This window comes from Prochlorococcus marinus str. MIT 1214, assembly GCF_027359355.1.
In the GTDB taxonomy this organism is placed as follows: domain Bacteria; phylum Cyanobacteriota; class Cyanobacteriia; order PCC-6307; family Cyanobiaceae; genus Prochlorococcus_B; species Prochlorococcus_B marinus_F.
Map to the genome: position 1 here is coordinate 389,334 of NZ_CP114777.1, position 18,406 is coordinate 407,739.

General features: G+C 32.9%; 23 protein-coding genes. 11 read left to right on the forward strand and 12 right to left on the reverse strand.

What is annotated here, in order from left to right:
• Positions 1–20: 20 nt before the first annotated feature.
• Together O5639_RS02060 and dapB are read right to left on the reverse strand one after the other, a co-directional pair.
• Positions 21–668, reverse strand: a complete 648-nt coding sequence (locus O5639_RS02060) for a hypothetical protein (protein WP_269624851.1) — start codon at positions 666–668, stop codon at positions 21–23.
• Between the two features lie 20 nt (positions 669–688).
• Positions 689–1,537 (reverse strand): 4-hydroxy-tetrahydrodipicolinate reductase, encoded by an 849-nt coding sequence (dapB, locus tag O5639_RS02065; protein ID WP_269624852.1) that lies wholly within the window; start codon positions 1,535–1,537, stop codon positions 689–691.
• 113 nt (positions 1,538–1,650) lie between these two features.
• On the opposite strand from dapB, the gene O5639_RS02070 reads away from it, so the two are divergent.
• Complete coding sequence (locus tag O5639_RS02070) at positions 1,651–5,664, forward strand: magnesium chelatase subunit H (RefSeq protein ID WP_269624853.1); 4,014 nt, start codon at positions 1,651–1,653, stop codon at positions 5,662–5,664.
• 7 nt (positions 5,665–5,671) lie between these two features.
• On the opposite strand, the gene folP is transcribed toward O5639_RS02070, so the two are convergent.
• The 3 genes from folP to O5639_RS02085 are packed head-to-tail and all read right to left on the reverse strand — an operon-like array spanning position 5,672 to position 7,460.
• Positions 5,672–6,451 carry a dihydropteroate synthase gene (gene folP, locus O5639_RS02075; RefSeq protein WP_269624854.1) on the reverse strand — a complete coding sequence of 260 codons (780 nt, stop codon included), beginning with the start codon at positions 6,449–6,451 and terminating at the stop codon, positions 5,672–5,674.
• A gap of 37 nt (positions 6,452–6,488) precedes the next feature.
• Positions 6,489–7,232, reverse strand: a complete 744-nt coding sequence (gene tpiA / locus O5639_RS02080; protein WP_269624855.1) for a triose-phosphate isomerase — start codon at positions 7,230–7,232, stop codon at positions 6,489–6,491.
• 9 nt (positions 7,233–7,241) lie between these two features.
• Positions 7,242–7,460 carry an RNA-binding S4 domain-containing protein gene (locus O5639_RS02085; RefSeq protein WP_269624856.1) on the reverse strand — a complete coding sequence of 73 codons (219 nt, stop codon included), beginning with the start codon at positions 7,458–7,460 and terminating at the stop codon, positions 7,242–7,244.
• A 38-nt stretch (positions 7,461–7,498) separates the two neighbouring features.
• Between O5639_RS02085 and O5639_RS02090 the strand changes: the two genes are divergently transcribed.
• The 6 genes from O5639_RS02090 to O5639_RS02115 all read left to right on the forward strand — a co-directional run bounded on the left by O5639_RS02090 (position 7,499) and on the right by O5639_RS02115 (position 11,178).
• Positions 7,499–9,235 (forward strand): ABC transporter ATP-binding protein, encoded by a 1,737-nt coding sequence (locus O5639_RS02090; RefSeq protein WP_269624857.1) that lies wholly within the window; start codon positions 7,499–7,501, stop codon positions 9,233–9,235.
• 45 nt (positions 9,236–9,280) lie between these two features.
• A complete protein-coding gene (locus O5639_RS02095) occupies positions 9,281–9,508 on the forward strand; it encodes a DUF6447 family protein (RefSeq protein ID WP_269624858.1) in 228 nt (75 codons plus the stop codon).
• 197 nt (positions 9,509–9,705) lie between these two features.
• Positions 9,706–9,996, forward strand: coding sequence for a DUF1330 domain-containing protein (locus O5639_RS02100; protein WP_269624859.1), 291 nt, complete (start codon positions 9,706–9,708; stop codon positions 9,994–9,996).
• A 39-nt stretch (positions 9,997–10,035) separates the two neighbouring features.
• Complete coding sequence (locus O5639_RS02105) at positions 10,036–10,263, forward strand: DUF2862 domain-containing protein (protein WP_269624860.1); 228 nt, start codon at positions 10,036–10,038, stop codon at positions 10,261–10,263.
• A 98-nt stretch (positions 10,264–10,361) separates the two neighbouring features.
• Positions 10,362–10,502: a hypothetical protein gene (locus O5639_RS02110; RefSeq protein WP_269624861.1), complete on the forward strand. Its 141-nt coding sequence runs from the start codon at positions 10,362–10,364 to the stop codon at positions 10,500–10,502.
• 61 nt (positions 10,503–10,563) lie between these two features.
• Positions 10,564–11,178: a uridine kinase family protein gene (locus O5639_RS02115; protein WP_269624862.1), complete on the forward strand. Its 615-nt coding sequence runs from the start codon at positions 10,564–10,566 to the stop codon at positions 11,176–11,178.
• 58 nt (positions 11,179–11,236) lie between these two features.
• On the opposite strand, the gene O5639_RS02120 is transcribed toward O5639_RS02115, so the two are convergent.
• Both O5639_RS02120 and O5639_RS02125 read right to left on the reverse strand, forming a co-directional pair.
• Positions 11,237–11,386, reverse strand: coding sequence for a hypothetical protein (locus O5639_RS02120; protein WP_011823748.1), 150 nt, complete (start codon positions 11,384–11,386; stop codon positions 11,237–11,239).
• A gap of 290 nt (positions 11,387–11,676) precedes the next feature.
• Positions 11,677–11,898 carry a hypothetical protein gene (locus O5639_RS02125; protein ID WP_269605689.1) on the reverse strand — a complete coding sequence of 74 codons (222 nt, stop codon included), beginning with the start codon at positions 11,896–11,898 and terminating at the stop codon, positions 11,677–11,679.
• Positions 11,899–12,143: 245 nt separating this feature from the next.
• Here O5639_RS02125 and O5639_RS02130 point away from each other — a divergent pair, with 245 nt between their 5' ends.
• Positions 12,144–12,545: a hypothetical protein gene (locus O5639_RS02130; RefSeq protein WP_269624863.1), complete on the forward strand. Its 402-nt coding sequence runs from the start codon at positions 12,144–12,146 to the stop codon at positions 12,543–12,545.
• Between the two features lie 20 nt (positions 12,546–12,565).
• On the opposite strand, the gene O5639_RS02135 is transcribed toward O5639_RS02130, so the two are convergent.
• A complete protein-coding gene (locus O5639_RS02135; RefSeq protein ID WP_269624864.1) occupies positions 12,566–12,766 on the reverse strand; it encodes a hypothetical protein in 201 nt (66 codons plus the stop codon).
• A 223-nt stretch (positions 12,767–12,989) separates the two neighbouring features.
• Between O5639_RS02135 and O5639_RS02140 the strand changes: the two genes are divergently transcribed.
• Positions 12,990–14,027, forward strand: a complete 1,038-nt coding sequence (locus O5639_RS02140) for an NmrA/HSCARG family protein (RefSeq protein ID WP_269624865.1) — start codon at positions 12,990–12,992, stop codon at positions 14,025–14,027.
• 30 nt (positions 14,028–14,057) lie between these two features.
• On the opposite strand, the gene O5639_RS02145 is transcribed toward O5639_RS02140, so the two are convergent.
• Positions 14,058–14,228: a hypothetical protein gene (locus O5639_RS02145; protein WP_269624866.1), complete on the reverse strand. Its 171-nt coding sequence runs from the start codon at positions 14,226–14,228 to the stop codon at positions 14,058–14,060.
• A gap of 548 nt (positions 14,229–14,776) precedes the next feature.
• Here O5639_RS02145 and O5639_RS02150 point away from each other — a divergent pair.
• The gene (locus O5639_RS02150) at positions 14,777–14,944 is read left to right on the forward strand and encodes a hypothetical protein (RefSeq protein ID WP_269624867.1); all 168 of its coding nucleotides are present in this window, start codon (positions 14,777–14,779) and stop codon (positions 14,942–14,944) included.
• A gap of 403 nt (positions 14,945–15,347) precedes the next feature.
• The gene (locus O5639_RS02155) at positions 15,348–15,599 is read left to right on the forward strand and encodes a hypothetical protein (protein WP_269624868.1); all 252 of its coding nucleotides are present in this window, start codon (positions 15,348–15,350) and stop codon (positions 15,597–15,599) included.
• 23 nt (positions 15,600–15,622) lie between these two features.
• Here the strand turns inward: O5639_RS02155 and O5639_RS02160 are convergent, their stop codons facing one another.
• The 3 genes from O5639_RS02160 to O5639_RS02170 form a co-directional block, all read right to left on the reverse strand.
• Positions 15,623–15,805 (reverse strand): Nif11 family protein, encoded by a 183-nt coding sequence (locus tag O5639_RS02160; RefSeq protein WP_269624869.1) that lies wholly within the window; start codon positions 15,803–15,805, stop codon positions 15,623–15,625.
• Positions 15,806–15,916: 111 nt separating this feature from the next.
• Positions 15,917–17,134 carry a fatty acid desaturase gene (locus tag O5639_RS02165; protein WP_269624870.1) on the reverse strand — a complete coding sequence of 406 codons (1,218 nt, stop codon included), beginning with the start codon at positions 17,132–17,134 and terminating at the stop codon, positions 15,917–15,919.
• A 482-nt stretch (positions 17,135–17,616) separates the two neighbouring features.
• The gene (locus O5639_RS02170; protein ID WP_269624871.1) at positions 17,617–18,309 is read right to left on the reverse strand and encodes a peptidase E; all 693 of its coding nucleotides are present in this window, start codon (positions 18,307–18,309) and stop codon (positions 17,617–17,619) included.
• Positions 18,310–18,406: the final 97 nt, after the last annotated feature.

Below are 18,406 nucleotides of genomic sequence, written 5' to 3' on the forward strand. Positions count from 1 at the left end.
ATCATTTATAAAAAAAATATTTAGTTTAAAACTTTCATATTAACAAATTCTTCAAATGCTGGCCGAAGAAGAAATGGATAAGAACCAATCCACAAATTTATTTCAGGACACCACGCATCACTTATCGATTGTATCCGATCAAAATCTCTTCTATTACTAAAAACCACACAGTTAATTCTCATACCTTTAGTAAGTATATTGAATTTATTTTGTAATGGAAAACTTATATTACCTATAAAGCCATCTTCATCATCTATATCCAAAACGACCCATGCTCGTTTTTTTTCTAACACCTCTAACCTCCCATCTTTATTTGCTTGTTCCTGTTGATTTTCTACCCTATCTTCAACATAAACATCAGATATATAACCATCAACTAATGCTGAGAAAGAGAAACTTTTAAACTTATAATTTTTTCTACTAGCTTCAAGTATTGGTCCCCATAAAATATATAAAAGGAAAACTACACCTAATACGAGCCATAAAGAGTAAAACTGGCTTGTTATTTGACTTTGGCTTATAAGTAAAGTTATTACACCTCCAATTGATGAAATCATAAGACGTTGAAAAATCTTCTGAGGGTTGCCCAACGCTGCATTAAATTGCTTCCCTGTAGCTACAGAAGGAATTAATTTATCTATCTCATTTTGCTTAATTGGAAATAACATATGTATGTAATGAATGAAAACTATAAGATTTCCTCTAATCCATAAACCAATTTATTGAAAGATCTGATTTTTTTAATCACTAATAGTACTCCAGGCATATAAGCAGACCGGTCAATAGTGTTATGGGCTAACTCATAAGTCTCGCCACTGGAACCAAACATGACTTGTTGATGAGCAACAAGTCCAGGTAATCTTACAGAATGAACCCTAAGGCCACTAGGACGAGATCCACCTCGAGAACCTTGGATAGATTCTTCTTCAGTTACTAGAGGTTTATTAAAAGCTAAGCGTTGCGCCTCCATCAATTCAGCTGTTTTAATGCATGTTCCACTTGGGGCATCTGCTTTTTTATTGTGATGCATTTCAGTTAATTCAGCGAACTCATAAAAACGAGCCGCAGCTGCAGCAGCTTGCTGTAGCAAAACCATCCCCACTGAAAAGTTAGGAATAATGGCTGAACCAAGAGAGGCCTTTTCTGCAAAATTAGAAAGATCTTCTAATTGGTCTCTTGTTATTCCCGTAGTACCAATTACAGGGTGAACTCCATAAGCAATAGAGGTGCGAGTGTGTTTATATGCGACTTTGGGATGAGTGAAATCAACTAGTACAGCACCATTATTTGAACCATCTTTAGGGACGTTCTGACTTGCAGCACACAAAGAACCTTCAAAATCACTTGATATAAATACATCAAGTGTTCCTAAGCCTAATAATGAGCCTATGTCTTGACCTTCTTTTTCCTTTTGATTATCTATTGCTCCAATAAGTTGATACTCTTTAGATGAATTAACTGCTTTAATAACCTCAGATCCCATTCGACCTAGGGCACCTGCGACTAAAACTGGTATTGATTGATTAGCAGAACTCATTGAATTACTTTTTTTACAATCATATTTGATATCCCTTGTAACACGCATTAACTAAATAACACACTAAAGGACCACTGAACACTAGGCTTGGTCGAATTCCGATAGATGAAAAGATGTTTACACAGGTTCGCTCAGCCAATCGCAGAGTTTCACCTGTCGAGAATCACAAGCATAAAGCTGTGATGAAGGCCGTTTATGTTGTTCTTGAGCCTCAATATCAAAATGCCCTTACACAAGCTGCAAACTCATTAAATTCTCAAAATGGTCCTATTGGAATTGAGCTTAATGGATATTTAATTGAAGAATTAAGAGATACAGCAAATTATGAAAGCTTTAAAAAAGATATAGAAAATGCTGATTTATTCGTAGCTTCATTGATTTTCATTGAAGATTTAGCGCAAAAAGTTGTTGAAGCAGTTGAACCTCATAAGGAAAATCTTAAAGCTGCAGTTGTATTCCCATCAATGCCAGAAGTGATGCGACTGAACAAATTGGGCACTTTTTCTATGGCCCAGTTAGGTCAAAGTAAAAGCATTATTGGCGACTTCATGAAGAAGAGGAAAGAAGCAGGCGGTGCTGGTTTTCAAGATTCAATGTTGAAGCTTCTAAATACTCTTCCATCAATTCTTAAGTATCTACCTGTAGACAAGGCACAAGACGCTCGTAGTTTTATGCTTAGTTTTCAATATTGGTTAGGTGGAACTCCAGATAATCTGAGAAATTTCCTACTAATGCTTGGTGACAAATACGTATTTCCAGAACTTAATATAGAAAAAGAGAATATTGAAGTTGCAGAGCCAGAAGTTTTTCCAGACTTAGGAATTTGGCATCCTTTAGCGCCAAATATGTTTGAAGATAAAAAAGAATATCTAAATTGGACAGCTTCTAGAGATGATTTATCAAATAAGGCGAAAGAAGGACCAGTAATTGGTCTTGTACTTCAAAGAAGTCATATTGTTACTGGAGATGATGCTCACTATGTCGCTGTAATTCAAGAACTGGAATATCGGGGAGCAACAGTCATTCCAATTTTTTGTGGTGGATTAGATTTTTCTAAGCCTGTAAATGAATTTTATTACGATCCAATAAACCCTGACAAACCAATTGTTGATGGGGTTGTCTCACTTACTGGCTTTGCACTTGTAGGAGGTCCTGCGAGGCAAGATCATCCAAAAGCAGTTGAGGCATTAAAGAAACTCAATCGACCATACATGGTTGCTCTACCTCTTGTTTTCCAAACGACTCAAGAATGGGAAGGTAGTGACCTTGGTCTTCATCCAGTTCAAGTGGCTCTTCAAATTGCAATTCCTGAATTAGATGGAGCTATTGAACCAATCGTTTTATCAGGACGTGATGATGCCACTGGAAAAGCTCATACACTCCAAGACAGAGTAGATGCAATAGCTGAAAGAGCTATTAGATGGTCATCACTAAGAATAAAAAAAAGAGACCAGAAGAAATTAGCGATTACTGTCTTTAGTTTTCCACCTGATAAAGGAAATGTTGGAACAGCAGCATATTTAGACGTCTTTGGCTCAATTTATAGGGTTTTAGAAGAAATGAAGCAGAAAGGTTATGACATAAAAGATATGCCTAAGAATCCAAAAGAACTAATGGAGACATTAATAAATGACCCTGAAGCATTACAAGGTTCTCCTGAACTATCAATAGCTCATCGAATGAGCGTAAAAGAATACGAACAATTGACTCCCTATTCTGAAAGGCTAGAAGAGAACTGGGGAAAGCCACCTGGAAATTTAAATAGTGACGGTCAAAATCTTCTTATATATGGTAAAGAGTTTGGGAATGTATTTGTTGGAGTACAACCAACCTTTGGATATGAAGGCGATCCAATGAGATTACTTTATTCCAGAAGTGCTAGTCCTCATCATGGTTTTGCAGCTTATTACACTTATTTAGAAAAAGTTTGGAAGGCAGACGCAGTTCTACATTTTGGTACCCATGGATCTCTTGAATTCATGCCTGGGAAACAAATGGGTATGAGTGAGACTTGTTATCCCGATTCATTAATTGGAGGTCTACCTAATCTTTATTACTACGCAGCAAATAATCCTTCGGAAGCAACAATCGCAAAAAGAAGAGGATACGCATCAACAATTAGTTATTTAACTCCTCCTGCTGAAAATGCTGGATTATATAAAGGACTAAAGGAACTTGGAGAATTAGTTGGTTCTTATCAACAGTTAAGAGAGAGCGGAAGAGGAATTCAAATTGTTAACGCAATAGTTGAAACATCAAAAAAATGCAATCTAGACGAAGATGTAAAACTTCCTGAGAAAGATGCCTCCGAATTGGATATAGATGAAAGAGATTTGGTAGTTGGAAATGTTTATAAACAATTAATGGAAATAGAAAGTCGATTATTACCTTGCGGCTTACACACTATTGGAAAACCCGCCACTGCTGAAGAAGCTATTGCAACGTTGGTAAGTATCGCATCTATAGAAAGAGAAGATGATGGAATCAGATCTTTACCAGGTTTATTAGCTGAATCAAAAGGGAAAACCATTGAAGAAGTCTACGAAGGCAATAACAAGGGAAAATTAGAAGACGTTGAACTTAATAAATTAATTACAGAAACATCTAGAGAAGCTGTTGGTTCAATGGTTAAGTCTCTTACAGGAAGAGATGGCAGAGTAAATATGAAGAAGAATATTTGGACTCTAATTGTTGAATTTTTAAGAGGAATTGGATTCTCAATTCCTTCGCCATGGCAAGCATCAGCTAAGAAAGCAGGTTTTGAAAATGTAAATGCAAATTCACTGGATAAATTGTTTGACTATTTGAGATTTTGTTTAGAGCAAATATGTGCAGATAAAGAAATGGAGAGTTTGTTAAAAGCTTTAGATGGTGATTATGTTATTCCTGGCCCAGGTGGAGATCCAATAAGGAACCCTGGAGTATTACCAAGTGGTAAAAATATTCATGCTCTAGATCCCCAATCGATACCAACAGTAGCTGCGGTGGCTTCGGCTAAAGGTGTTGTTGACAAGCTTATTGAAAGACAAAAAGAGGAGCAAGGTACATGGCCTGAAACTATTGCTTGCGTACTTTGGGGTACTGATAACATAAAAACCTATGGAGAATCACTTGCTCAAATTCTATGGTTCGTAGGTGTAAAACCAAAGCCAGACTCTGTTGGAAGGGTCAATAAATTAGAGCTCTTATCTCTGGAAGAATTAGGAAGACCAAGAATCGATGTAGTAGTGAACTGTTCTGGTGTATTTAGGGATCTATTTATTAATCAAATGGCATTAATTGATCAAGCTGTAAAAATGGCGGCTGAGGCAGATGAACCACTTGACCAAAATTTCGTAAGAAAACATGCACTTGAGCAGGCAGAAAAGGAAGGTAAAAGTATTAGGGAATCTGCAAGCAGAGTTTTCTCAAATGCGAGTGGAAGTTATAGCTCAAATGTCAACTTAGCTGTAGAGAACTCTACATGGGAAGAAGAAAATGAGTTACAAGAAATGTATCTTTCAAGGAAGACTTATGCTTTTAACGCTGATAATCCAGGGGAAATGAATCAGAACAGGGATGTATTTGAATCTGTTATGAAGACAGCTGACGTTACTTTCCAAAACCTTGATTCTTCAGAAATATCCCTCACAGATGTAAGTCATTATTTTGATTCTGACCCAACAAATTTAATTAAAAATCTTAGAGATGACGGTAAAGCTCCCAGCAGTTACATAGCAGATACAACTACAGCCAATGCTCAGGTCAGATCACTAAGTGAAACTATTAGATTAGATTCTAGAACAAAATTACTTAATCCAAAATGGTACGAAGGAATGCTGAAGTCTGGATATGAGGGAGTAAGAGAAGTATCAAACAGACTTAATTACACATTAGGATGGAGTGCAACTAGTGGACAAGTTGATAATTTCGTATATGAAGAGTCAAATGAAACTTTTATAAATGATCCAGAGATGAGGAAAAGATTAATGGATTTGAATCCTCATAGTTTTAGAAGAATAGTCGGTACATTATTGGAAGTTAATGGGAGAGGATATTGGGAAACATCCGATGAAAATATTGAACAGTTGAAAGAACTCTACCAAGAAGTAGAAGATAGAATTGAAGGAGTCAATACAGAAGATTAGTTAAAGATTAAATAATTGACTTGGTCATTATTATTACCTGAGAAATCTGTTTAATATCATGAACTCTTAAAATATCAACGCCAGCAATCACACATCGAGAGGCTACTGCAGAGGTTCCAAATATTCTTTTAGTAGGGTCAGGTTCATTAATAACTGACCCGATAAATCTTTTTCTGGAAGCTCCTATTAAAATTGGATAATTCATAGAAACAAATTCTTCCAAATTTTGCAGCAAAGTTAAGTTTTGATCAACATTCTTTGCGAAACCAATTCCAGGATCAATAATAATTTGTTCATTTTTTATGCCTTTAGATAATGCTATATCTATTTGATTGACTAATTCATCTTTTACATCTTTAACCACGTTTGTATATTTAGCTAATGAATCCATTGTCTTGCTATTTCCACGACTATGAGTCAAAACATAAGGACATCCTTTATCAGCAATAACACTAAAGATTTCAGGATCATGACGTCCACCACTAACGTCATTTACCCAATCCGCACCAACAGTTAATACATTCTCAGCAACAGAATGATGAAAGGTGTCTACAGAAATTGGAATATCCGGATGTAATAATTTCAATTCTTTTATTAAAGGAACTAATCTTTTAATCTCAATTTCTGCTCCAACCTCAGATGCGCCAGGTCGTGTACTCTGTGCTCCAATATCTAGAATATGTGCTCCTTGTTTAATACATAACGATGCATGATTTATTGCAGAGGGTAAGTCAATATAAAGACCACCATCACTAAATGAATCTTCAGTAATGTTTACTATTGCCATTAAGTGGGTTTCTCTTCCCCAATGTTTTGGCAGATAATTATTGTAAGGTTTTGAAGTTAGCAATTCTCGCAAAATTTGTAGGATCTAAAGAAGCACCTCCAACTAAGACACCATCTATATCTGACATAGACATAATCTCATCAATATTACTTGATTTAACTGATCCTCCGTATTGAATAATCACATCGTCGTAACCAGTCCATTTCCGAATCAGTCCACAGATTCTATTGGCTTCATTTGCTTCACATGTTTTCCCGGTTCCTATAGCCCAAATTGGTTCATAAGCGACAATCAGCTTTTTTACATCAATGCCTTCAAGACCCTGATCAATTTGCCTTCTAATAACTCTTTCGGCTTCACCCAGCTCTCTTTGTTCAATAGTTTCCCCAACACAAACAATTGGAATTAATTGATGATCTTGAGCCGATTTGGCCCTCTTATTTATTTGCGCATCACTTTCACTGAAATATTTTCGAGGCTCACTATGTCCAACAATTGCACATTTAACCGAAAGCTCGTTAAGCATGAGAGGAGAAACCTCCGCTGTATAGGCTCCACTATCCTCCCAATGAACATTTTGGCTAGATAAAGAAAGATATTCAGTTTTGCCCTTAATAAACTCAGAAAGAGGGTATAGGGCTGTAAATGGTGGTGCAATAACAACTTCCCTATCTTTTTTTTGTATATCTTCTAATAATGGGATCAATACACGCATGTACTCAATCGCCTCAGTACAAGTCATGTTCATCTTCCAGTTCCCTGCGATGACCGGTTTACGCACGCTAGCTCCTCATTTTTCGCTTCTTGCCAACTTACGGCCTAGAGGATCAGAATTTGGCACAATGTATGTTTCATTTGCAAAAATAATTTGATCTCCATCAATTAATTTTCTACCTCTTCTACTTTCGACTATGCCATTTACTGATATTTTTCCTGACTTAATAATCATTTTGGCTTCTCCCCCAGTCTGAACTATCCCTACAAATTTTAGGAATTGATCTAATTTCATTTAAGTACTTTTAAATTAAACATTGATAGTTTGATGGAATGAAACAAAAAAACAAAATAAATTTCATTTACCTGATACGGAGACTTAAGGGACATTTGCCAAGCTTGCTGCTGGGTGGAATCAGTATGTTTGTATATGTAATTTGTTGGCCAATACTCGCATGGATATCAGGCAAGTTAATACCTGCGATTGGACAAGGAAATACAAAACAAGTTTTAACTGTAATTTCACAAGCCCTAATTATTTTCATAATTCAAAAAACAGCACAATATTTACAAGATAGTCTCCTGGCCAAACCCGCATTAGCATTGAGCCAGGATCTTCGAACAACACTATTTAGAAAACTTCAAAAAAGTAATATTCTTTTCATAGAGACACTCTCATCTGGAGATATTGCTTACAGACTTACAGAGGATGTTGATCGAGTTGGGGAAGTTATTTATAAATCTATTCAAGATACGGCACCATCGATATTTCAATTACTAGCAGTATTTGGTTATATGGTATTTATTGACTGGAATTTATCATTTGCCACCATTATATTAGCTCCCTTGATTGCATTGTTAGTTAGTAACTTTGGAGGAAGAGTATTAAAAGCATCCGAAAAAAGTCAAAACAAAATTAGCTCTTTGGCAGGTTTGCTTTCAGAGGCTATTCAAGGACTTCCCATGGTTAAAGCATTTGCGGTAGAAGACTGGCTACAAAGCAATTTTGATAAACAAGTTAAATTACATAAAGAAGCTAAATTTAATATGCTTAAACTTGTAGCTCTTCAACATCCAATAGTGGGATTAATAGAAGTAATAGGTATTTTAAGTATCCTCGCAATTGGAACTTATAGAATTCAAACAGGTGGAATGTCTAACGAAGAATTTGGAAGTTATTTTACAGCATTAATAATGTTAATTGATCCAATAAGTCATATAACAACAAACTACAACGAATTAAAACAAGGTCAAGCATCACTAAAAAGATTAAACGAAATAACAACTAATCCGCAGGAAATATTGACAGGAGATAATGGTATTATTCCTGAAAAAATAGAAGGAAATATTTCATTCAATAATGTATTTTTTTCGTATAGTAATAATGTCGACGTAATAGAAGACATAAGTTTAGATATAAATAGTGGAGAAATTCTCGCCTTAATAGGTCCTTCGGGAGCTGGTAAAAGTACAATTTTCTCACTAATATTAAAATTCATAGAACCTAATAATGGATCTATTTTTATTGATAAATATAATTTAAAGAAATTAAATACAAATTATTTAAGAAGATTAATAGGTATAGTTCCACAAAAAACGTTTATATTCTCTGGCACCATTGCAGAAGCGATAAGATTTGGAAGGCCAACAACCAAAGAAAACATTGTAAATGCTGCAAAAATTGCAAATGCCCACGATTTTATTCAACAACTACCTGATGGTTATGAAACATTTATAGAAGAAAGGGGAACGAATCTTTCTGGAGGTCAACTACAAAGAATATCAATTGCAAGAGCTTTACTAGGAAATCCAACAATTTTATTATTAGATGAAGCTACTAGTGCCTTGGATGCCGAAGCGGAAGAATCCGTTCAAAAAGGTCTTAAACAAGCTATGCATAGACGAACAGTCTTGGTAATTGCTCACAGATTATCAACAATACAAAAGGCAGATAAAATAGCTGTGCTTGATAAAGGCAAAATATGTGAAGTTGGTAACCACGATGAGTTAATTATCAGACAAGGGAGATATAAAGAGTTTTGCGAAAAACAATTTATTAAGAGCTTTTAAAGATGTAATAAATGCTATATTATACTACAATTATATATTAATTAAATGGCAAATAGCGCATCAAATGAAAGGGAAGCAGTACTAACATTTGAGGATAAAAAATACGATCTTAAAAACTTACCTAAAGAAGTGCAGGAACTCGTTAAAGGAATGCAAGTTGCAGATGCACAATTGAGGATGCATGAAGATACCCTCAAAGTACTAGCAGTAGGTCGACAACATCTTGCGATGCAATTAAAGTCAAAACTTAAAACGATAAATCCAATAAATTAAGCTATAAAATGTAAACAACTTTCAATTAAATTTAAACTAAAAACATATCTAGATTGATTAAATATTAAAACTAGTTTATTACAGCCATAATACACAAAGGATAGTAAATATACTTATAAATTATAAACAGTAAAGAATTTGAATAATCGAGCCAAAAGCTTCGAACTCATGAGAGAATCTAAAGAAAAAATAAAGACATGGGAACCAAGGGCTATTGGCTGAAGCAGGCCAAAATTGAAAGCACAGCACAATTCATTGAATATGTAAAAACCGTGGTTCCATGGCTTAGATCAGTAGGTGGAACAATAATTGCTAAAGATGTAAATCAAAATTCAGATCTAAATGAATGGGATGGTGGTCAATTAGGCGTAGTAGTTGAATTTGAATCTAAAGCTGCTGCTCAAAAAGCATTTAACTCGTCAGAATTCCAAGAATATATTAAATATAGTGGAATTGAAAATCAATTATCCCTATCAATAATTGGATAACTGAATTAACATTATTCTTGATTAAATAGGATATTAATTATGATTAGAGATTCTTCAAAGCTGCAAAAAGGACAAAATTTAAGAGTAGAAATAAATGAAGTAAATGACCGAATACCACAAAATATTCTAGAAATAATTAGGAAGGAGCCCATAGTCGAACTAGTTGGATATAAAATGGTAGATGGCAATCAATTTGGTCTAGTAGTAAAACTAAGGAATGGTGAAATAAATTGGTTTTTCGAAAATGAATTATCTGAAATAATGTAATTTGTACCTAAATTCAAAATCACTTATATGACTAAAAGATACATATTAAGATAACAAATGATTAATAACGTATAGTTAAATTAACTATAGAAAAGATTATGCCTTACAACCAAATCACCGTTGTACTTGGTGGTCTTATGCATATTCCTGTAATAATAGTAGTTTTAAGGTTTGTTGAAAATAGATTTAACAATAGAAACTGGACTACCGAAGAACTTAATTACAATAAAATATCCTAATACATTATCGTTAAGAAAAATTAATTATTAGACTTTAATAAATTAATTAATAAAGTAAATAATGAAAACTATAGTAATCACTGGGCCATCTGGTTCTGGAAAGACGTATTTAAGTAATAAAATAACTAAATTATTTAATAATTCAATAATAATTAATACTGATTCATATTATAGGGATAATTTATTTATTAGATTCTTATCAATATTTCTATACGATATTTATGATAGGCTTTTGAGTATCAAGAAAAATGAATTAAATAAAACACTTAGATCTATATATAATAAAGATAGCTTAATTTCACATTATAAATATGACTTCAAGAGAAAACATTCATCTAAATCAAACATAAGCATAAACTATAAAGAAGATAATCAATTCCTGATATTAGAGGGAATATTTTCTCATAGATTAGATTTAAACTATAGTGAGACAATAAATATTATATGTGAAGACCAAAAAGAAATTTGTTTTGAGAGAAGATTAAAAAGAGACCAAATGGAAAGAAATAGAGATAGCAGAGAAGTCTATCTAAAATTCGACAGGTCATGGTATTTATATTATTTAAATGTTAAGAAGTATTTAAACAAAAATAATGTATTGTCAATAAAACCTAGAGAAGAATTTTGTCTAAATAAATTAGTTTTTTATTTACAAAGCCAAAAAAAAAATAACTAAGAAAAATAATTCAATTATATCTCTTAGTTATTTTTTAAATAGTAATGTTTTTTATTGACTACTTTTTCACCTCTGGAGCATTCATGCCATCGTAGTCAGGACCAACCATTAATCCGACAATTGCAAATAATGCGATTGACGCAACTCCAACTAAAACTGCTGTTGGCGCTGGAGTACTAGTTAGTCCAGCAAATAACAAATTTCCCATAAAAGTTAATTAAAGCTAGTTATAAATAGCAGAAAAAGGAATAAATTAACTAATTAGTTACTGGTTTTGAATCAAAAAGGTTAAAATAGACATTTTGATACATAGATAAGAAACTATTGTTTAAATGCAAGAAAATATTCTATACATTATTATTTAGTAATCGTACACATAAGATTAAAAAAATGAATATAGTTGGAATCATTGCATGAACATGTGATTATTTTAGACCAAAAAAAAGTGGGTAAACATGAAAAACATATCAACCCACCTAATTTAGCCAGATAATCTAATTATTTAGATGTATTTGGGTCATTAAATCCATCGTAATTAGGGCCAACTACTACAGCCATAATTCCGAATAAAGCCATAAACGCGATACCTATGATTGGTGCAGTAGGAGCTGGTGTACTTAGCAGTCCAGCGAAAGTTAAAGGAAGCATGTTCTTTAGTAAGACCCAATATAAATACCAGTCATCAGGGAATATGACCATTGATATTTTAATTTGTAACATTTAACTCTAGCGAAAGTAAGCTATGACTGGGTTTAGAAAGAGAATCATGAAGAGATCTTAGTGAATCTCAAATTCAGGAAAGATTACCAAATGCTGTTTGTCGAACTGTTTTATTTGTTCAACAAAAATGAAGAAAAATGGGAAAATAAAAAATTTAAATTAATGGCATATGACATTCGAAAATAATATTAGCAAAATAAAAATTTGGTAATATAAGAAAATAATAGATAATTTAGAGCGTCGAAGTGATTTCTAACTTACGTCCAATAACTCCCGTCGATGAATTCGAAGAAGCTTGTATAAAAGCCAAGTTAAATAATAAAGAACAAAAGATTATTGATCATATTAGATATGTTGGTGTATTTACTCAACCATCACTCACTAAAGATCTAAAATTAGATTCTAAACCTCCAATATTATCAATCCTATGTGAAATTTGCAGAAAGATAGGTAAATACATGCCTGAGCATTTTACACGTGTCAGAGACTGGTCAAAGGAAATTAATGAGCACAAAGTAAAATGGGATGGAGACCTGATCTGTTCACTTGCTTGGAATAAAGACGGAGAACGATTATCACCAGAGAATGGCACTTGTTTGTACCATACATTCGCAGTACACAAAGAATTATTCCAAGGTCTAGATTAAATTGCTAATTTGATTAACGGTTATCCCTGACTTAGGTACTCAAATAACACGTTATTAAAACCTAACTCTTCGGCTGAATATTCAAGCATCAAATTGTCAGATTCTATCTGGGAGCGGAAGGATCTGATTTCATCGGATTCATCCTCTGATGGAGGAATACCGTCAACAACATCAAAGATAATGTTTTGTCGAACATTTTCTGCGAGAACTTCATTTGCCATAATGACTAAACTTAGTACTTATAAATACATAGCCAATATTTGTAATCTATAAAAGCAAATAAAACATTCCTTTACGAAAGCTCAACAAGAGGTTATCAATTATGGGTGATTGGCAAAAGCCCCCTTAGTCACCCAATCAACTATCATTTACGAACAGCAAAGCACAACAACTTTACATAAATTCACTTATGATTTACATTCCTTAATCGATAGGCTTTGAATCGTGCTTGAAAAAGGAGAAATTTTCGAAAAAGGTATAGGGAAGAAGACTGTCATAGCAGTCACTATGGCTACAAGCAGGCAAGGTATGGGAGTTGTTAAAGAGCTAAGCAAAACAAATAAATATCAAATACGTGCAATCACGAGAAATTTAAAAAGCTCAAAAGCAATTGAGCTTGGAAAACTTAAGAATGTTTATCTAGTTAAAGGAGATTTAATGGATCCTGAAAGCCTCAATAGAGCTTTTGAAGGTGTAGAGGTAATATTTGGTAATACAACTCCTACAAAAGGTTGGAAATTATTTAGAGGAAGTATTGTTAGATCCTATGAAATGGCACAGGGTTTTAATCTGATAAATCAAGTTAAAATTGCATACGAAAAGGGGAAGCTGAATCATTTTATATTTAGCTCAATAAGCAAAGGAAAAGATCCACTAAAAAATGATTTAGCTCCAGGACATTTTACGAGTAAATGGGATATAGAGGAATATATCGAAAAATTAGAACTTAATATAATCACTACAACATTAAGGCCAGTTAGTTACTTTGAAAACTTCGAAAATAAAATACCCGGCTATATGATTTCGAAGAAAATATTCCCTGGAATAGTTGGGAAAAATTTCAAGTGGCAAACGATCGCGGTAGAGGATATAGGTAAGTGGGTAAGAGGGGTACTATCAAAACCAGACAAGTATAAGAATCAATCTATCAATATTGCCGGTGAAGAGCTGACAGGGCTTGAAATGGCGATGACTCTCCAAAGATTAGTTTCCTCAGAAGGAATTCAAACTAACTATTTAATGATACCTAGAGCAGCAATTAAGTTCTTGGAATACGACATAGGAGTTATGGCAGATTGGATTGAAAGCTCAGGATATGGTGCAGATATGGTTAAACTGAAAATGATTCAGAAAGAATTAGATATTGTTCCTACATCTCTTAGAGACTGGTTAAATACAAAACTTAAAAATGAGAATAAGACTCGAAAGTCATGGACAAAACAATGGAAATCATCACAATGGAAACTTCAATGGGATAAGTAATAAAGTTTATATCATTCTATATCTATAAACTTATAAACCATTTACATCAATTGATTTTGCTATAGATCTGAGCAGTTCAACTATTTCACTGTCATCGCAAGAGGTATCTTCCTTAAGCTCTATACATAAATCTCTAATAGAAACATTAGTAGACCACCAAATTCCTGATGTTTCCGTATCATCAAAACTAAACTTCGACATTAGATAAATCCAATTAAAGATTATGGATATTTTTGAGGATCCGTCGACGAACTATCTAAAGATTTCAATTCATCGGGTAAATCCACATCTAAACTTTCTAATAAGTTCTTTAAAACGATTTTATTATTTATTTGATTCTTGCCAGATCTTAAATTGAAAAACAAGTAAATGAGAGAACAAATGCCAAATAATATAAAAAAGGAATATAAATAAGAACTGTTGATCATTCAAAAATACAATAACTTTTTTATATTCATACCAAATCGGATAAAAATCAATAGAAGTTAAAATAATTATAAAAAAATGGTAGAACAAACACAATCATTGAACTCAAAAAGATGGAGTAAGTATTTATAACTAGCTGGCTAGGTATTGATACGCTCAGCATGATATCCGAGAGATCCTGTAGAATTAGTTAAGCACCAAAAAATAATTAAAAAAAAAATATGTAAAATTTTAAAATTTAAGAAAATAATTCATTATTTGTATTTATATAGAAAAAGCTATCAAATAACATTAAAATATATATTTAAATTATTATAAGATGCATGATTACAAACATAAGCTATATATTTTTAATCTCAGTCCTATTAATTTTTGGTGGGTGGGCGTTTAAAGCAATGATCTCATTAGCTCAAGGGAAACGTGTCGAAATAAATCTCAAAAACCCTCTCAACTTAAAGGCAAGATGGCCGAAAGAAACTAAAGAGAAATAATAATTATCTAAGAACTAAAACATATAGTTTCCATTGACATATAAAGCCTTTTGTTCAATTATCATAAAGAATGTTTAATTAGTTTAATCCAAATAGAAATGCTTGAATCCTTAGATCCATTTCAACAACTATTATTAGGTGTATCTAGTATTGGTTTACTTATGATAGTTTTAGTAATTTTCCTTACTGCAAGTCCTAACTTTGAAAATACAGATAGATTGAAAAAAATCCTAGATTTTTTTGAGAAAAAGAATTAAATCGTTTGTTAAAGAAGAACGTTCACTAACAAATTAAGTTATTGAAAATTAAAATTGATAAAGTACCTAATATTTTCAAAGGATAACTTAATCAGATAAATTTCTAAAACATAAGTAAAGTTTTTAATGAATACTAAATTCTAGAGATGCTAAAAGAATTAATTGACAATAATAAATACCTGATTTGTGCAGGGTTGAGTACTCTGTCTCTCGTACTCACTTCTTTCTCAATTATTTCCGTATCTAAATCCGTTAACGAGATATCAACGGATTTAGAACCTATTTCAGCATGGGCTGACTCACAAAATGAATGCATAACGAAAACATTTCGTATCGACGGACAAAATACACAAGGAATGCCCTCTAAGGTTTGGAGCTGTAATGGAGGAGGGCAGTAGCTTCGCTGCTTTGCCTTTAAAGCCTAATATTCTCCCCATCTCTTTCCAATTTCATATCCCCACTTCTTTGCAAGCTCAACAACTTCTTCATGCGTGTTACAGCTAATCATTAATTTATACTTTTCAGGTGATTTATTAATTAGTTCAACCAATCTATTTAATTGATCAATTTTGTATAGAAATCTTTCAAAATCTTGTTGTGACATTTTAAATTTTTACATTGAAAAAAATAAGCTATTTTACATATAGAATTAAATAATTGAAATAATAAGAAGGAAATAGTTTAATAAGGAGTACAAAAATGCTTAGATTGATAATTAAGATTGAGAATGTTTGGGTTGTTTCCAAATATATCTATCAATAGCATATTCTTTCTTTACTGCAACACAATTTGTAGCTATGTGCCAAAGTGACCTGTGAATTGGAGTGGGATTGTATAAATATACTTTAGGAAATTTATTTTTTAATATTTTCGTAGCTAGTTTTGCATGATAGTGAGGTATTGTAGGTTCAATATGATGAATAGCGTGCGTAGAACCTATAGAGTGATGAAGAAAATCTAATAATCTTCCATAGGGTCTATCAATAGATAAAAATGCCCCTCTCATATAGGAAAATTGACTAGCACCAAGATGAGGAACATCAGTATCTGTGTGGTGGAGCCATGTATAGATCACTAACCAAATGTTAACAACTATTAGAGGCCCTAGATAGAGACTAATCATTGATTTAATGCCAAAAGTTAAAGACCAAAAAGTCAATAAAAGCAACATAAACACAATCCCCCAGTCTGATATCCATACCTTTCTTGCCCATACTGATGGCCAAAGTTTGTTCGAGAAGGGTGCTTTTGGCCAGAAATGATTACTGGTGCCATAGCGAGGTCCACCTGTTTTACCAAGAAGTAAATAAGCTGGCCATCCAAGAATCAAGTGAAGAAATAATTGATTAAATCCATAAAGAATTTTCCCAAAGAATATTGATGATTCCATTTCCTCTTCACCACCCTTTTTTTCAGATTTACCATCTCCGGAGATCACAACTGGTACATGAGTCTCGCCATCAGTTATGTGATTGGTAAAAGCATGATGAACAGCATGTGACCTTTGCCACGAAAAATATGGAACTAGTAAAAAAGAATGAAGACAATATCCGACAATTGTTTCTAAATTACGATTATCTGAAAATGCACCATGTCCGCATTCATGAGCTAAAACCCAAAGCCCCATTGAAGTTGTACCAGAGACTAATGCATATAAAATCCAAACTGGAATCATCTCTTTAGTAGTAGGAATAGAGAGACCTACCAAAACCACAAAGATCTGAATTACTACTGTCCGAAAAAGATAAAAAAGAGATTTATTCGTCTGACGAGTGAAACAGTGACTGGGTATCGTTTCTCTAACTTCCTTTCTAGAGGGGATATCATCCAGTGAAATTTCTAATGCTTTGCCCTTTAAACCAGAAGGAAGATAAGTCCTATTGTTTTTTTCGTTATTGACACTCTCGAAATTAGTAAGCAAACTTTTTTCCAATTTTTTATAACATGATTAAGGTTCATATACGACGTTACTCTTCAATAGTGCATTGAGGCTATAGGAATTTCTAACTTTGATAAAAGATAGTTCCTGAATGGAGAATAAAATCTAATTAAAGTCTACTTATATCCACTTATTATCAATGAAAAAAGGACCAAAAAAATCATCACAAATCCTAATATGCTTGAAATTTAATTATTCCTACCTTCAGGATACTCAACCGATCCATCAGCCCTCCTAACGGGTTTTGAATATAGAACTCTTAATAAACCTTTGGTATCCATATTAGGACTCGTTATAAAAAAGCTAATAAGAAAGAAACCACCAAATATAACTAATATTAGTACAAGGGGTAAACTTAGACCCATCTCTGAAAAAGATAATAAAAAAAGATACATTTTTATTACTAATAAATATAACAATTCTAATATTAAACGATTAAAAAAAAAGATAAACAAATGTAAATGAATACTAATTATTTATAATTGAATTTTTTCGTAGGGACGCTCAACTATATCTTTGTTATCTAGAAATACATTATAAGTATTCTTATTATTTTTGAAACTTACATTTTTAAATGGTTTACCGTCAATAAAGTGCATCGCAGAACCGCCTTCAATAGAAATGCAACTAGTTACTTTTTCTTCAAGTAGTATTTTTTTTACATAAGGAATACGTGAAGGTTCCTCATCATAATGAGGACAGCAAGTCCCGCTAATAAAATTTAAACAAGGTAATATCCTTAATTCGTTATCCCATGAATCGGTAATTCCACTTGTAAACCAACAAATTGCTCCTGCACTTACCCCGCTCATGATTACTCCATTATTGTAAGCATCTTTAAGTAATTGACTCATTCCCCATTCATTCCAAATCGCAAGCATGCTCTTTGTATTTCCACCACCAACAAATACAATATCTTGATCCATAATATGATTTTCTATATTGATAGTTCTATTAAAAAATTCAATGTGACTAGGAACGCACTTTAGACGAGTAAAAATCGAATAAAAACGTACTATATAGCTGTCATTATCACCAGTTGCTGTTGGTAAGAAGCAAATTTTTGGGTAATCTTTACGAGAAATACTAAGTAAATATTCTTCGATCAAGTGAGATGAATTCTTTCTCCCAAAGCCACCACCACCTATTGCGATAATATGTTTTATCAAGGGTTAATAATATTACTTATTTTATATTACACCGAATAAATACATAACAGAAAAAAATCAAAATTTTAAATAGAAAGATTTTTATTAACTAAAATAT

Excerpts from the sequence above, each read along its gene's own strand:
- folP (WP_269624854.1), bottom strand. The coding sequence starts at position 6,451 with ATGGCAATAGTAAACATTACTGAAGATTCATTTAGTGATGGTGGTCTT.
- O5639_RS02120 (WP_011823748.1), bottom strand. The coding sequence starts at position 11,386 with ATGGGAAATTTGTTATTTGCTGGACTAACTAGTACTCCAGCGCCAACA.
- O5639_RS02110 (WP_269624861.1), top strand. The coding sequence starts at position 10,362 with ATGCCTTACAACCAAATCACCGTTGTACTTGGTGGTCTTATGCATATT.
- O5639_RS02160 (WP_269624869.1), bottom strand. The coding sequence starts at position 15,805 with ATGTCACAACAAGATTTTGAAAGATTTCTATACAAAATTGATCAATTA.
- O5639_RS02085 (WP_269624856.1), bottom strand. The coding sequence starts at position 7,460 with ATGAAATTAGATCAATTCCTAAAATTTGTAGGGATAGTTCAGACTGGG.
- O5639_RS02125 (WP_269605689.1), bottom strand. The coding sequence starts at position 11,898 with ATGTTACAAATTAAAATATCAATGGTCATATTCCCTGATGACTGGTAT.
- O5639_RS02095 (WP_269624858.1), top strand. The coding sequence starts at position 9,281 with ATGGCAAATAGCGCATCAAATGAAAGGGAAGCAGTACTAACATTTGAG.
- O5639_RS02135 (WP_269624864.1), bottom strand. The coding sequence starts at position 12,766 with ATGGCAAATGAAGTTCTCGCAGAAAATGTTCGACAAAACATTATCTTT.
- O5639_RS02105 (WP_269624860.1), top strand. The coding sequence starts at position 10,036 with ATGATTAGAGATTCTTCAAAGCTGCAAAAAGGACAAAATTTAAGAGTA.
- O5639_RS02090 (WP_269624857.1), top strand. The coding sequence starts at position 7,499 with ATGAAACAAAAAAACAAAATAAATTTCATTTACCTGATACGGAGACTT.
- O5639_RS02115 (WP_269624862.1), top strand. The coding sequence starts at position 10,564 with ATGAAAACTATAGTAATCACTGGGCCATCTGGTTCTGGAAAGACGTAT.
- O5639_RS02150 (WP_269624867.1), top strand. The coding sequence starts at position 14,777 with ATGATTACAAACATAAGCTATATATTTTTAATCTCAGTCCTATTAATT.
- O5639_RS02070 (WP_269624853.1), top strand. The coding sequence starts at position 1,651 with ATGTTTACACAGGTTCGCTCAGCCAATCGCAGAGTTTCACCTGTCGAG.
- O5639_RS02100 (WP_269624859.1), top strand. The coding sequence starts at position 9,706 with ATGGGAACCAAGGGCTATTGGCTGAAGCAGGCCAAAATTGAAAGCACA.
- dapB (WP_269624852.1), bottom strand. The coding sequence starts at position 1,537 with ATGAGTTCTGCTAATCAATCAATACCAGTTTTAGTCGCAGGTGCCCTA.
- O5639_RS02155 (WP_269624868.1), top strand. The coding sequence starts at position 15,348 with ATGCTAAAAGAATTAATTGACAATAATAAATACCTGATTTGTGCAGGG.
- O5639_RS02145 (WP_269624866.1), bottom strand. The coding sequence starts at position 14,228 with ATGTCGAAGTTTAGTTTTGATGATACGGAAACATCAGGAATTTGGTGG.
- O5639_RS02060 (WP_269624851.1), bottom strand. The coding sequence starts at position 668 with ATGTTATTTCCAATTAAGCAAAATGAGATAGATAAATTAATTCCTTCT.